The sequence below is a fragment of the Verrucosispora sp. ts21 genome, assembly GCF_002879555.1.
Lineage (GTDB): Bacteria > Actinomycetota > Actinomycetes > Mycobacteriales > Micromonosporaceae > Micromonospora > Micromonospora gifhornensis.
Map to the genome: position 1 here is coordinate 1 of NZ_PNOZ01000120.1, position 13,434 is coordinate 13,434.

Genomic DNA, 13,434 nt, shown 5'->3' on the forward strand with positions numbered 1-13,434 from the left:
CCCGCCCCGCCCTCCGACCCGTGGATCTTGCACTTCTTGTCGGGGCATAACATGTCAAAAGGGGTGAGTTGGCGACGGGAAGTGCAAGATCGGCGGGGTTGGATGAGGGAGGGGGTTGACGTGTCGGCGGGGGTGCGTGTGGGGGGTGGGTTGGCTGCTAGCGTCTACGGGGTGTCGCGCAGCCGCACCGAACGCCTGGTCAACCTGGTGATCTGTCTGCTGTCTACGCGGCGGTTCCTGACCGCCGCGCAGATCGCCGCGACCGTGCCCGGTTACGAGCACGATCCGGACGATGCCCGTGAGCACGAGGCGTTCCAGCGCAAGTTCGAGCGGGACAAGGCCGAGCTGCGGGAGTTGGGCGTGCCGCTGGAGACCGGCACGGCGAGCGCCTTCGACACGGAGCCGGGATATCGGATCGCCCGCAGGGAGTACGCCCTCCCGGAGATTCCGCTCAAACCCGACGAGGCCGCCGCGGTGGGCATCGCTGCCCGGCTGTGGCAGCACGCGGGGTTGGCGGCCGCCGCGTCGTCCGGCCTGGCGAAGCTACGTGCGGCCGGCGTGGACGTGGATCCCCATGCCACCCTCGGGCTCGAACCGATGGTCAACGTCGATCCGGCGTTCGCGCCGCTGACGGCCGCCGCCCGGGACCGGCGCGAGGTCCGCTTCGACTACCGGGTACCGGACCGGGACGCACCCGATCGTCGGCGACTCCAGCCGTGGGGCGTGGTCTGCTGGCGGGGACGCTGGTACGTGGTCGGCCACGACCTGGATCGTGACGCCACCCGCTGTTTCCGGCTGTCCCGGGTGGTCGGCCAGGTACGCGCCACGGGTACGCCGGGCGCCTACCAGCCGCCCGTCGGTGTCGACCTGATCAGCCACGTGGCCCGCTGGTCCGGCCCGACCGAACACACCGGACGGGCCACCGTGCTCGTCACTCCCGGGCGGGCCGCCGGGCTGCGTCGGGTGGCTGTCGAGGTGACTCTCGGGCCGGAGGCGGACCGCCTGGTCCTGCCGTACACCGACGTGGATCTGATCGCCAGTCACCTGGTCGGCTACGGACCCGAGGTGCGGGTGCTGGACCCACCGGAGGTGCGCGACGCGGTCATTCAACGCCTCAAGGAGATCGCCGCCCACCACGACCTCCCGCCCGCCGTCCCGGTACGCGCGAGGAGTGAGCTTGCGAGCCCGGCAGTCGCGAACGGAAGGTCTGACCGGTGAGCGCGAGGAGTGAGCTTGCGAGCCCCGCAGTCGCGAACGGAAGGTCTGACCGGTGAGTGTGAAGGCTGGCACGCGGACCTCTGCCGACCGGTTGGCGCGGCTGCTCAACCTGGTGCCGTACCTGCTCGCCCGGCCCGGCATCGAGATCGCCGAGGCGGCCGGCGATCTCGGGGTGACCGAGCGGCAGTTGCGGGAGGACCTGGAGCTGCTCTGGGTCTGTGGTCTGCCGGGTTACGGTCCGGGCGACCTGATCGACATGGCTTTCGACGGCGACCGGGTGACCATCACCTACGACGCGGGTATCGACCGGCCGCTGCGGCTCACCCCGGACGAGGCGCTCGCCCTGGTCGTCGCGCTGCGGATGCTGGCCGAGACCCCCGGGGTGGCCAACCGGGAGGCCGTCGAGCGGGCCCTGGCGAAGATCGAGGATGCCGGCGGCGACCTGGTGGCGGCGCCGGTCGAGGTACGGCTGCCCGGTGACGCGCGCCGGGTCGAGCAGTTGCGGGCCGCGGTGGAGGGTGGGCGCGCGTTGCGCATCACCTACTACACCCGGGCGCGCGACGAGACCACCGAGCGGGTGATCGACCCGCTGCGGATGCTGATGGCCGGTGGTCGGGCGTACGTCGAGGCGTGGTGCCGGCGGGCCGAGGCGGTACGGCTGTTCCGGGCCGACCGCATCGACGCGGTCACCGAGTTGGACGAGCCGGCCGTGGTGCCGCCGCAGGCCCGCCCTCAGGATCTCAGCGAGGGCGTGTTCCGCCCCTCGCCGGACCTGCCGCTGATCACGTTGCGGATCGGTCGGGGCGAACGGTGGATCACCGAGTACTACCCGTGCGAGCGGGTGGAGTCCGACGGTGAGCGGTGGGTGGTCTCGTTGCGGGTCACCGATCTCGGCTGGGCCCGACGGTTCGTGCTGGGCCTGGGCTCGGAGGTCACCGTGCTGGCCCCGGCGGAGCTGGCCGAGCAGGTCCGGGACACGGCGGTGGCGGCGCTGGAGGCGTACGCGAGGCCGGTGCCGGCCGGCGCGGACCCGGCGGCGGCGGTGCCCAGGCAGTAGGCTGACGCCGTGCTGAAGTGGATCGTGCTCGCGCTGGTGCTGGTGCCGTTGGTCGTCCTCGCGCTGGCGGTCCGTCCGCTACTCGCCCGGTTGCCGCAGCTGCGTCGGGCCGCGGTGCGCCTGCAACGGCGGGCCGACGAGGCGGCGGCGTTGGGCGTGGCCGCGGAGAGCCTGCAGCAGCGGGCCGAAGGGTTGCAGGGGCGGCTGGAGACGACCCAGCGTCGCCTCGCCGTGATCAGGGCCCGCCGAGGCGACTGAGCTGCGGTGCTGTGGATGTGGGCAGCCACGCCGATCGTTCGCGCAGCGGCACCGGCTTTCGGTCCGAAGATCGGAGTCAACTAGTTGACGAGACGCTTGCGGGTGGCTGAGACTTCACCCGCCGGAACGGATCCACCACCGCCCCGGTGGGTGGCAACAGCTCTCGTCGCACGTACGATGGGCTGCGGAACCACCCCCGTTGACACAAGCGACTGGAGCTTCACATGGGTGCCCTCAGGCCCTGGCACATCGCCGTACTCGTGGTCGTGATGATCCTGCTCTTCGGCGCGAAGCGGCTCCCGGACGCGGCGCGTTCCCTGGGTCGTTCGCTGCGCATCATCAAGGCCGAGACCAAGAGCCTGGCTGACGACGACGACCGCGACCTGGCCGGCAAGGCCGACGCTCAGGCCGGCTACCAGCCGCTCGCGCCGCAGCCCCCGCAGCAGCAGCCGTACCAGGGCACGGTGCAGCAGCCGGTCGTCGACCCGGTGCAGCGCGTCCGCGACAACTGAGCGAGGGGCCCGACCACCGTGGCCTTCGCCCTGCGTAAGCGTGGCCCGAGCAAGTTCGAACGGGCCGCCGACGGCTCGATGACGCTCGTCGAGCACTTCCGCGAGCTGCGTTCCCGGCTGTTCCGGGCGTCGCTGGCGATCGTGGTCGGGCTGATCGCCGGCTTCGCGCTCGCCCAGCCGGCGTTCAACCTGCTCAAGCAGCCGTACTGTCGACTGCCGGGCATGATGGTCGACGGCGACTGCCAGCAGTTCCTGATGCTGGCCCCCGCCGACGGCTTCATTCTCAAACTCAAACTGGCGCTCTGGATCGGGCTGATCATCGGCGCCCCGGTCTGGCTCTACCAGTTGTGGGCGTTCATCGCGCCCGGCCTGCACCGGCACGAGCGCAAGTGGGCGTACGTCTTCGTCACGATCGCGGCGCCGCTGTTCGCCGCCGGCGCGGTGCTCGCCTACTTCGTGGTCGACAAGGGCCTGGCGTTCCTGCTGGAGGCCGGTGTCACGGGCACCGACTCGCAGCTCGAGGTGACCCGCTACATCAGCTTCGTCACCACCATGATCCTGCTGTTCGGGGTGGCCTTCGAGTTCCCGCTCACCCTGCTGATGCTCAACTTCACCGGGGTGGTCAGCGCCAAGCGGCTGCTGAGCTGGTGGCGGGTGGTGGTGTTCATCTGCTTCGCGTTCGCGGCGGTGGCAACGCCCGACCCGGGCCCGTTCGGGATGACGCTGCTGGCGCTCTGCCTCAGCCTGCTCTACTTCATCGCGGTCGGGGTGGCGTTCCTCAACGACCGGCGCAAGGGCCGCGGCAAGGAGGTCTACGCCGGCATCGGCGACGACGAGGCATCCCCGCTGGAGGTCGACCGCGACCAGGTGGCGGCGGGACAGCCGGTGGAGGCGGTCAGCCCGATCGAGGCACCGGAGCCGATCACCGCGCCCAAGCCGATCGAGCGGCGCTACGACGACGTGACCTGACGGTCGCCGAGGTGACCCGTCCGCGCCTGTGATGCAGCGGGCGGGTCGCCTGCTGTTGGCAGCCATGCGCTGCGACGGGCTCCTAGCGCATGGCTCACTGCCTGTCAGCGATGCAGTCGGCAATCCGTCACCGGGCCTACTCGGCGCAACAGACGGGTAATGACGCCTTAACGATGTGTTGTCGCACTTCGACGAGGAAGGTCGTTGCCACGTGCGCCGTACGTTGCGTTATCGCTCGCCGACTTGACCTGCTCGTGCACGGGTGACGACGGCCGCGTGCGTCCCGGCCGTGTGGTGGTGAGCCAGCTGCCCGCACGTCCGTCGGTAGCCGCCCGGCTCGTTGTGGCACCCGTGTCCTGCGAAGAATCCGGCCTAACCCCATGCTGCCCATGGGAGTCCCATCAGCGGGACTACGACGGCGGCGGGTGCGTTCCCCGATCGGAGCCAGGTATTGATTCGCGTCGTCGTCGCCGAGGAGATGAGTCTGCTGCGCAGCGCGCTCTGCGTAGCGCTGTCGAGCGAGGATGAGATCGAGGTGGTGGCCCAGGTGGCCCGGGCGTTGGACCTGTCCGACGTCCTGCGACGGCACCGCCCTGACGTCGTACTGGTGGACCTGGCCTCGGAGATCGCGCCGTCGGTCGAGGTGGTCGCCGAGATCGCGGGTGCGGCACCCGACGCCGCGGTGCTGGCGATGGGCCGCCGGTGGAGTCCGACGGTGGTCGGGGATCTGCTGGCGGCCGGAGCGCACGGGCTGATCGGCATGGACGCGCCGGTGGAGGCGCTGGTCGGGGCGGTACGGGAGGTGGCGACCGGCGGACGGGTGATCGACGCCGAGGTCGCCGTGACCGCGCTGATGCCCCCGGGTAGCCCGCTGACCCGTCGGGAGGCGGAGGTGCTGCGGGTCGCCGCCGAAGGGCTGCCGCTCAAGGAGATCGCCCGCCGTCTCTTCCTGGCGCACGGCACGGTGCGCAACCATCTGTCGGCGGTGATGCGCAAGACGGGTGCCCGCAACCGGATGGAGGCGGCATGGCAGGCCCGCCGCCACGGCTGGATCTAGGCCCGTCGGGCGGCCGGGGACACCGTGAGCCGTACTGACCGGTACGTGTTTGAATGCTGACGGTTCGTGATCCGCCTGGCGATCTCCGGGAAGGTCCACCGTGATCCGTACCCTGCTTGCCCTCGACGGTGCTCTGGTCCGTGGCGCGCTCTCCCTCGTGCTCACCGCCGAGGCGGACATCAGCGTGGTGGCGGAGGTGGACCGGGGAGACGGTCTGGCCCGGTTGATCAGGGCCCGGCGTCCCGATGTGGCGGTCATCGATCTCGACCTGGTCGGCACGGCCACCGTCGCGGGGTGGTGTCCGTTGCTGGTACTCGTCGACAAGCGTCGCGCACGCCGCCTGCACCGGGTCCTCGTGCCGGGGCGTCCCCTCGGCATCCTCGGCAGGGACGTCGCCCCGTACCGGGTCCTGGACGGGGTCCGGCGGCTCGCGCGCGGGGAGTCGGTGATCGATGCCGAACTGGTGATGGCGGCGTTGACCCGGGCAAGCCCGCTCACCTCCCGGGAGACCCAGATTCTCGATCTGACCGCAGCGGGCGCTCCGGTCGCGGAGGTCGCCCGGGCCCTCGGTCTCGCGCCGGGCACGGTCCGCAATCACCTCGGTCGGATCACCCGCAAGGTCGGTGCCCGCACCAGGGTGGAGGCGGTCCGGGTGGCCCACGAGGCGGGCTGGATCTGACCGCCCGGAACGTCGGTGGGCGTGGAGTTGCCGTCCGGGACCGAGATCCGGCTTCAGGTGGCCGTGCGAGCCGGCGACGGCGGCGGGGCGACGGAGCGGCGGCGGTCGGCGGTCATGTCCGGGTGAGCGGCCGGTGGGCCGGGATGGTCAGTTCCTGCCAGTGGCCGACCAGTTCCCGGTAGGTGGGGGAGCGGCGCAACAGTTCCTCGTGGCTGCCGGCCAGGGGCCGGTCGTCGTCGAACACCAGCACCCGCCGGGCGCGGATCGCCGAACTGATCCGGTGTGCGATCACCACCAGGGTGCCGGGGCGGCGGGCGAACGCCTCTTCCACAGTGGCCTCCAGCATCGGGTCGAGGTGGCATGTCGCCTCGTCGAGGATGACCAACGGTGCCGGGGCCAGGTAGGCCCGGACCGCGGCGATGAGCTGCCGTTCCCCGGCCGAGAGGCGACCGGGCTCGACCTCGGCCGCCAGGCCGCCGAGACGCTCGACCAGCGGCCCGGCCCCGAGCGCGTCCAGTGCGGCCGCCACCGTCTCCTCGTCGGCGTCCGGGCACAGGTACCGCAGGTTGTCGGCGAGGGTGCCGGAGCGGACGTACGCCTCCTGCGGCACCAGCACCCGCAGCCGGGCCAGTGTCTCCGGCGCAACGGCGGCGACCGGCGTGTCGGCCAGGTGCACGCTGCCGGAATCCGGCGGCACCAGCCCGGCGATCAGCGCGGCCAGGGTGGACTTGCCGGCGCCGCTCGGCCCGACCACGGCCAGGTGCTCACCGTCGGCCACGGTCAGGGTGAAGTCGGCGAGGACCGGCCGGGCGTGCGGGCCGTACCGGAAGGTCAGCCCGCGGACCCGCACCGCCGGCACCACGCCGCCCTCCGCCGTGCCGCCCTCCGCCGTGCCGCCCTCCGCCGTGGCGGCGTTTCGACCGGCGGCGGTGTTCGGGTCGGTCGGCGGGCAGCTGCGCAGGATCCGGTCGAGGGTGACGGCGTAGCGCAGGCCGCCACCGCCCACGCCCTGCACCAGGGCGTGCAGGGCGGGTTGCAGCCCGGTGGTGACGTAGACCAGCGCGCCCAGCACCGCACCCGTGCTGAGGCCGCGCCCCACCAGCCACGGCGCGGCCAGCAGCAGGACCACCACCGGCAGCCAGCCGCCCAGCCCGAGACTGAGGGAGCGCAGCGCCGCCATCCGGGCCAGCGTCCGTTCGGCGTCGGCCTGAGCCACGACCCGCCGGTCGACCACAGCCACGACCCGCTCCTGCCCACCGCAGGCGATCACGTCACGATGCCCGGCCAACGTGGCAGCCGCCGACCGGCCGAGTTCCTCACCGGCCGCCACCTGAGCCCGCTGGTGGGCGACCATCGACGGCAACGCCGCCGCGAACACGACAAGCCCGAGCACCAGCGGCGCGGCCACCGCCGCGGCCAGCGGCGGCGACAGGGAGAGCAGACCGAGCAGCGCCGCAGCGGCGGTGAACAGGAAACCGCGGACCACCAGCAGCAGCCCGCCGAAGGTGTCCCGGACCACCTCCACCTGCTGGGTCAGTCGGGCCACGGCGGCGCTGTCCGGGCGTCCACCGGCCCGGGTGGCCTCGCGCAGCGCGCCGTCGACCACCCCGGCTGCCAACTCGTCGCGGAACGGCTCCACCACGGCACCGAGACTGCGGTACACCCGCCCGGTGGCGACCGCGCCGACCAGCACGGCAACGGCCAGCCCGGCCAGCCATACCAGGCCGGTGCCGAACTCGCCGGCCAGGAAACCCCGGTCGACCGCGCGGGCCACGATCAGGCCGCTGAGCAGCGCCGGCAGGGACTCGGCCACCGACCAGGCAGCCAGTCGCCCCAGCGGCCGGCGGCGGGCCCGCAGGGCAGCCCAGGTGGTGCGGCGGACGCCGATCATCGGAGGTCACCACCGGGGGTGAAGACCGCCCGGTAGTCCGGGTCGGCCCACAGCCGGCGGTGCGGCCCCACCGCCCGTACCCGGCCGCCGTCGAGCCAGGCGACCAGGTCGGCCGTGGCCGCCGTCGCCGCACGGTGGGTCACCACCAGCCGGGTACGACCGCCGACCCCCACGGTCACCGCCCGGCTGATCCGGTGCTCGGTGGCGGTGTCCAGGCTGGACGTGGCGTCGTCGAGGATCAGCAGCCGCTGCGCCGGGAACGCGCGGGCCAACCCGATCCGCTGTGCCTCACCGCCGGACAGCGGCGCCTCGGTCAGCCGGGTGCGGAACCCGTCGGGCAGGCGGGCCACCACGTCGGCCACCTGGGCGGCCCGCGCCACGGCCAGCACCTCGCCGGTCGCCGGGGCGGCACCGGCGGGCGGGCCGGCCGATTCGTCGGGCAGGGCGAGACCGATCGCGTCGTGCATCGTCTCGCCGACCAGGACCGGACGGTCGAACGCCTGCCCGATGCCCCGGCGCAGTGCTTCCGGGCTCAACCGGTGCAGCGGCACCCCGTCCAGCAACACCTCACCGGCGTCCGGGTCGTGCAGTCGGCCCGCCACGGCGGCCAGGGTCGACTTGCCGACGCCGGAACGCCCGACGACGGCGAGTGTGGCACCGGCCGGCACCAGCAGGTCGATGCCCCGCAGCACCGGCCGCCCGTCCTCGCCGTGCACGCCGACGCCGCACAGCCGCAGCTCACCCCGGCCGGACGGGAGAGGCTCGTCGCCGTACCGGCGGGTGGGGTGGGCCAGGGGTTCGGCGATCCGGTTGGCGGCCGCCCGGGCGCGTACCAGCCGGTTGAGCGTGGCCAGCACCGCGCCCAGTCCGGCGCCGAGGGCCGCGTACTGCATCGCGGCGACCAGTTGCCCGGGGGTGAGCCAGCCGACGGTGAGCGCGTACCCGCCGACGGCCACGACGGCCGCCTGCAACAGCGGACCCACGGCCGCGGTACGGGCGCTCGCCCGGGCCAGCAGCCGCCAGCCGAGCTGCCCGTACCCGCGCAGTTCCGGTAGTGCGCTCAGCACCCGCTCGCGTTCCTGGTCGACGGTTGCCGCGGCGGCGATGGTGCGGGCCCCGCCGAGCGCCTCCAGCAGCCGCCCGGCGATGGCACCCAGCACGCGCTGGTATCCGGTCACGGCGGCGGAGGCGTCGGTGACGAAGGCCCGCATGAGCACCGCGAGCACCGCCAGCCCGCCGAGGAGGGTGAGCCCCAGCAGCGGCTCGATCAGGGTGAGCGCCACGACGCTGCCGACCGGGGGCAGCAGCGCGACCACACCGAACACCACGGCGGTCCCCGCCTGCCCGGCGTCGGTGGCCTGACCGACGAGCCGGCCGACCAGGTCACCCACCGGGTAGCGGCGGACCGTGCGTACGTCGCAGGCGAACAGGTGACGCAGCAGCCGCCGACGCAGCAGGGCGGTGGCCCGGGCCGCGCCGTAGCCGGCGGCGACGTCACCGAGGATGTCGGTGGTCAGGAGGATCGCGACGAGCGCGCAGGCGACGGCCGGCCACCAGGAGGCCGTACCGCCCACGGCGGCGTCGACGGCGAACCCGAGGGACGCCGGCAGAGCCAGTTCGGCGGCGGCGCCGATCAGCGCCACCACGGTGAGCAGGCCGGTCCAACCGCCGCCGTCACGGACCACCCGGCGCAGCAGCCGGTCGGGGCCGGTCGGTGTCGGCATCGGACCTCCCGCGAGAAAGACGTGCGGCCCTGGGCGGGTACATCGCCCCGCCCAGGGCCTCGCGTGGCGACCCGTCAGTTGCAGGTCGTGACGGACAGCGAGCTGTCGCCGCAGAGCAGCAGGCTCGCCCGGCTGCCACCGCCGGTGCGGTCGGCGGGGGCCATCTCCAGGCCCTGAAGGTCGAGAAGCGCCATGTCGTGTCACCTCCTCCCGTGCTTGTCGGGTTGGTCGGTTCCCCTCGCATCGGCGAGGGTGTCGGTGGCGCCCGTCAGGGGCGCGAGGAACGGCAACGTCACCGCCGTGTCGGGTCGGGCGGCGGCCAGTGCCAGCAGGACGCCGGCGGTGCCGGTGCCGAGGTCCATGGACAGCCGCAACAGCTGCTCGCCGGGGAAGGCGACCCCGTCGGCGTACGGCAGGGCGTGCCAGGCGAGGCTTCGCACCTGCGCGGTCAGTTCCGCGGACAGCTCCGCATCGTCCGGGTACGCCGCGAGGTAGGCGACGATGCCCGCCCGCCCGGCGAAGAGGCCGGACTGCGCGTAGAACGGGGACCGGGCGGCCCGACGGACACCGGCGCTCGCTTCGGCGAACCGCTCGTCGGCGCGGTGCCGCAGGTACTGGTCGAGCACCAGTCCGATGCCGACACTGCCCTGCCCCAGGTAGGGCATGGTGCGCCAGCCCTCGTTTACCTCCAGCGCGCCGTCGGGGCGTACCACACAACGGTGCAGGTCCTGCCGCAGCGCGGTGGCGGCGTGCTCCAGTAACTGCGGATCGCCGGTCAGCTCGTACAGCCGTATCAGCATCAGGGCCGGTCCGGTACGGCCGCGCAGCAGTCCCGCGTACGGGTGCCGGCCGCCGCTGACGTCGGACTCCGGTGCGTCGGCGAGTTGCGCGATCACCCGGTCGGCGGCCCGCCAGGCGGCGTCGCGAAGGGTGGTCTCGCCGGTGCGTCCGGCCAGCTCGGCGAGGTTGAGCGCGATCCCGGACAGGCCGCCGGCCAGGCTGTGGTCCAGCCCGTCCCACGGTTGCCGCAGACAGATGTCGAGCACGTCGAGGGCGTCCTGCCGGCGATCCAGCTGCTCCAGGGCGTACGCGACGCCGTGCAGGCCGTCGTAGAAACCGCAGCGGGTGCCGGCGGCGGGCGAGGTGGCCCGGCGTACCAGCCACCGTTCGTGTTCCGGCCGGCGTCCGGCGCCGCTGACGTGCAGCGCGTACAGGACTCCGGCGGCGCCGTGGGCGAGGTTGAGCCCACCGCTGCGGAACTGCTCGATGTCGCCGGGGAAGAGTCGGTCGTCGCGCTCAGGTGTCGCGCTGGCCAGGATCGCCCGAGCCAGCCGGTCGCGGTGCGAAGGCCCGACGTCGACGGTGAGATCGGGCCGGTCTTCCGCTGCTGCCGGACGCTCGCCGGTGATCTGAGCGACGGCGGCGTCCAGGAGTGCTCCGGGCACCGGGAACCGGGCGGCGATCACGTCCGCCAGGTGTGCGGTCTTGGCCGGTGCCAGCCGGAACAGCTGGGTCAGCGGCAGGAACAGGGCCAGGCGCAGACAGGCCAGGGCGTAGTGGTCGACAGCGGGACCGGTGCGGTCGCGGGGTGCGGCGAAGCCCTGATTGCGCAGGCCGGGCCGGCGATGCCCGTCGATCGGGGCGGCGACCTCGAAGTCGACAAGGGCGATCCGGTCGTCCGGGCGGACCATCACGTTGAACAGGTGCAGGTCGCCGTAGACGAGGCCACGTTCGTGGATGGCCCGGACGACCTCCTCGACCTGCCGGTGGATGTCCAGCGCCCAGCGCGTGTAGGCGGCGCGGTCGGCGTCGGTGGCGTCGGCGTCGATGAGCGGGTACCTGTCGACGAGCACCTTGTTCAGCGCCCGGCCCTCGATGAACTCCAGGGCCAGGAACCGGTGCTCGCCGAGGGTGAACTCGTCGTGCACCCGGGGCACCTGCGGGAGGTCGGCGAGTCGACGCAGCGCCGCTGCCTCGCGGCTCAGGCGGGCCACCGCGTCGGTGCCGTCGGCGTCCAGACCGGCGTACGGTCGTGCCTCCTTGAGCACCACCTGGGTGTCGGTGCGCAGGTCCCGGCCGATGTAGAGGCCACCGCCGTTGGAGAAGTGGATGACCTTCTCGACCCGGTACGGCACCTCGTCGGTGCTTGTGGCGTTGCGGGCGGCCAGGTGCGGCGCGAGGAAGTCGGGCAGGCTCACCCAGGACGGTACGTGGAAGACCGGGTCACGCCGGTCGGGCACCAGAGCGCCGTTGTCGTCCTCGATCGCCGGGACGACCTGGCCGTCGGCGGAGTGGCAGTAGCGGGCGGCGAAGCCGCCGTAGCGTACGTACACCGGGCCGGCGCCGTAGCGCAGGTCGCTGAGGATGTACGGACCGGACTCGCCGGTGAGCAGTTCGTCGAGCTCCTTGCAGACGAGTTCCAGTTCGGCGTCGTCATGCGGGTAGACGGTGACGAACTTGCCGCTGGCCGCCCGGGAGGCGTACTTGGAGTTGCGCAGCAGCAGGGTGCGGGGGCCGCGGAGGAACTTGAACGACAGTCCACGCGGGACGCAGTAGTTCCAGACGGCGTCCAGCACCTGCTCGGCGTTGTCCAGGGTCGCCGACACGTGGATCTTCCAGCCCTGTTGCGGCAATGAGCCGCCGTCAGGGGCGTAGATCAGCCAGTCGTCGAGCGGCTCGGTGCGCCAACCCTCGGGCAGGGACCGCCGGGCCGCCGCGAAGGTGGGCTCTGCGGCGGCGTTGCCCAGCGAGTCGTAGAAGTGTCGGTCGGCGGCGCAGTAGCTGTCGTAGCGATCGTCCACCGTGACCACTCCCTCCGCTGATCGGCTGAGCCCTCGGTCTTGCTGGCTGATATGAGTTTGTCTATTCGGCCTATGGCGCTTCCAGTGTGATCAGTCATGACGTGAGGTGTGTGCCACACTCTTGGCCGTGACAAATGTCAGGCGGGTCCCGGGCGACGGCGGTTGGCACGACCGCTCGCGGTGCGGGCCGACGCGACCGAGAGCCCGGGTCGTGCGTGTCGGCGGTGAAGACGCCGCCGACCTGCGTCTGGCGGCGAGGGCTCAGCAGCAGCCGGGACGGATGCGGCGTACGCCGTGACACCTGACGACCACCCCGCAGCCGTCGATCGGCCGGTCGCCGTGACACCTGACGTTCACCCCGCAGCCGTCGATCGGCCGGTCGCGGTACTGGCCAACCCCACCGCTGGTCGAGGACGGCACCGGCGACTGCTACCCGAGGTGCTGGACCGCCTGTCGGCGGGTGGACACCCGGTGCGGGTGCTGGAGGCGTACACCCGTGGCCAGGCCGAGGCCGCCTGCCGCGAGGCCGTGGCCGACGGAGCGGCGGCACTGGTCGCGGTGGGTGGCGACGGCACGGTGCACGTGGCCCTGCAGGCGGTGGCCGGCACCCGGGTGCCGTTCGGCGCGGTGCCGGCCGGCACCGGCAACGACTTCGCCGTCGAGACCGGTTTCCCGGCCGATCCACTGACGGCCGTGGACACCATCGCGACGGCGTTGCGGGACGGCCGTTCCCGCCCCGTCGACCTGGCCCGGATCACCACGGCGACCGGCGAACACCGCTGGTTCGGCGCCGTGCTCGCGGCCGGCTTCGACGCGATCGTCAACGAACGGGCCAACCGGATGCGCTGGCCGCGCGGCCCTCGCCGGTACGACCTGGCGATCCTGGTGGAGTTGGCCCGGTTGCGCCCGCGTCGCTACACGCTGCGCCTCGACGGCGAAACCCACGAACTGGACGCCGCGCTGGTGGCCGTCGGCAACTGTGCGTCCTACGGCGGCGGCATGCGAATCTGCCCGGAGGCCGACCCGACCGACGGACTGCTCGACGTCGTGGTGGGCGGGCGGTTCAACCGGCGCATGCTGATCCGCGAGAAGCCGAACATCTACCACGGCACCCACATCCACCACCCGCTGGTGGGCAGCTACCGAGCGCGCACCGTGGAGATCGCCGCACCCGACATCACCACCTACGCCGACGGCGAACGCTGCCTCCCCCTCCCGATCACCATCACCGCCACCCCCGCCGCCCTCCACCTCCTCCTCCCCTAACC

12 protein-coding genes are annotated in these 13,434 nt (G+C 72.8%); 8 read left to right on the forward strand and 4 right to left on the reverse strand.

The window, feature by feature from the left end; genetic code table 11:
- Positions 1 to 171 precede the first annotated feature (171 nt).
- From C1A38_RS29095 to C1A38_RS29125, 7 genes are all read left to right on the forward strand, one after another.
- A complete protein-coding gene (locus C1A38_RS29095; RefSeq protein WP_102660886.1) occupies positions 172 to 1,218 on the forward strand; it encodes a helix-turn-helix transcriptional regulator in 1,047 nt (348 codons plus the stop codon).
- A 52-nt stretch (positions 1,219 to 1,270) separates the two neighbouring features.
- On the forward strand, positions 1,271 to 2,275 hold the full coding sequence (locus tag C1A38_RS29100; RefSeq protein WP_102660887.1) for a helix-turn-helix transcriptional regulator: 1,005 nt from the start codon (positions 1,271 to 1,273) through the stop codon (positions 2,273 to 2,275).
- Positions 2,276 to 2,284: 9 nt separating this feature from the next.
- Positions 2,285 to 2,533, forward strand: coding sequence for a hypothetical protein (locus C1A38_RS29105; RefSeq protein WP_102660888.1), 249 nt, complete (start codon positions 2,285 to 2,287; stop codon positions 2,531 to 2,533).
- A gap of 224 nt (positions 2,534 to 2,757) precedes the next feature.
- Positions 2,758 to 3,045, forward strand: a complete 288-nt coding sequence (gene tatA / locus C1A38_RS29110) for a Sec-independent protein translocase subunit TatA (protein WP_102660889.1) — start codon at positions 2,758 to 2,760, stop codon at positions 3,043 to 3,045.
- A gap of 18 nt (positions 3,046 to 3,063) precedes the next feature.
- A complete protein-coding gene (gene tatC, locus C1A38_RS29115) occupies positions 3,064 to 4,014 on the forward strand; it encodes a twin-arginine translocase subunit TatC (RefSeq protein ID WP_102660890.1) in 951 nt (316 codons plus the stop codon).
- Positions 4,015 to 4,465: 451 nt separating this feature from the next.
- Entirely contained in the window at positions 4,466 to 5,071 is a 606-nt protein-coding gene (locus tag C1A38_RS29120) for a response regulator transcription factor (protein ID WP_233197096.1), read from the forward strand.
- Between the two features lie 100 nt (positions 5,072 to 5,171).
- A complete protein-coding gene (locus C1A38_RS29125; protein ID WP_102660892.1) occupies positions 5,172 to 5,750 on the forward strand; it encodes a response regulator transcription factor in 579 nt (192 codons plus the stop codon).
- 112 nt (positions 5,751 to 5,862) lie between these two features.
- On the opposite strand, the gene C1A38_RS29130 is transcribed toward C1A38_RS29125, so the two are convergent.
- From C1A38_RS29130 to lanKC, 4 genes are all read right to left on the reverse strand, one after another.
- Complete coding sequence (locus C1A38_RS29130) at positions 5,863 to 7,641, reverse strand: ATP-binding cassette domain-containing protein (protein ID WP_102660893.1); 1,779 nt, start codon at positions 7,639 to 7,641, stop codon at positions 5,863 to 5,865.
- The gene (locus C1A38_RS29135) at positions 7,638 to 9,365 is read right to left on the reverse strand and encodes an ABC transporter ATP-binding protein (protein ID WP_102660894.1); all 1,728 of its coding nucleotides are present in this window, start codon (positions 9,363 to 9,365) and stop codon (positions 7,638 to 7,640) included. Before C1A38_RS29135 ends, C1A38_RS29130 begins: the two co-directional genes overlap by 4 nt.
- Before the next feature lie 74 nt (positions 9,366 to 9,439).
- Entirely contained in the window at positions 9,440 to 9,559 is a 120-nt protein-coding gene (locus tag C1A38_RS29140) for a SapB/AmfS family lanthipeptide (protein ID WP_013734295.1), read from the reverse strand.
- Positions 9,560 to 9,565: 6 nt separating this feature from the next.
- Positions 9,566 to 12,166 carry a class III lanthionine synthetase LanKC gene (gene lanKC / locus C1A38_RS29145; RefSeq protein ID WP_102660896.1) on the reverse strand — a complete coding sequence of 867 codons (2,601 nt, stop codon included), beginning with the start codon at positions 12,164 to 12,166 and terminating at the stop codon, positions 9,566 to 9,568.
- A gap of 339 nt (positions 12,167 to 12,505) precedes the next feature.
- Between lanKC and C1A38_RS29150 the strand changes: the two genes are divergently transcribed.
- Positions 12,506 to 13,432: a diacylglycerol kinase gene (locus C1A38_RS29150; RefSeq protein WP_102660895.1), complete on the forward strand. Its 927-nt coding sequence runs from the start codon at positions 12,506 to 12,508 to the stop codon at positions 13,430 to 13,432.
- Positions 13,433 to 13,434 lie beyond the last annotated feature (2 nt).

Bases quoted from the DNA above. Each gene is read 5' to 3' on its own strand.
- tatA (WP_102660889.1), top strand. From the start codon at position 2,758: ATGGGTGCCCTCAGGCCCTGGCACATCGCCGTACTCGTGGTCGTGATG.
- C1A38_RS29130 (WP_102660893.1), bottom strand. From the start codon at position 7,641: ATGATCGGCGTCCGCCGCACCACCTGGGCTGCCCTGCGGGCCCGCCGC.
- C1A38_RS29135 (WP_102660894.1), bottom strand. From the start codon at position 9,365: ATGCCGACACCGACCGGCCCCGACCGGCTGCTGCGCCGGGTGGTCCGT.
- C1A38_RS29140 (WP_013734295.1), bottom strand. From the start codon at position 9,559: ATGGCGCTTCTCGACCTTCAGGGCCTGGAGATGGCCCCCGCCGACCGC.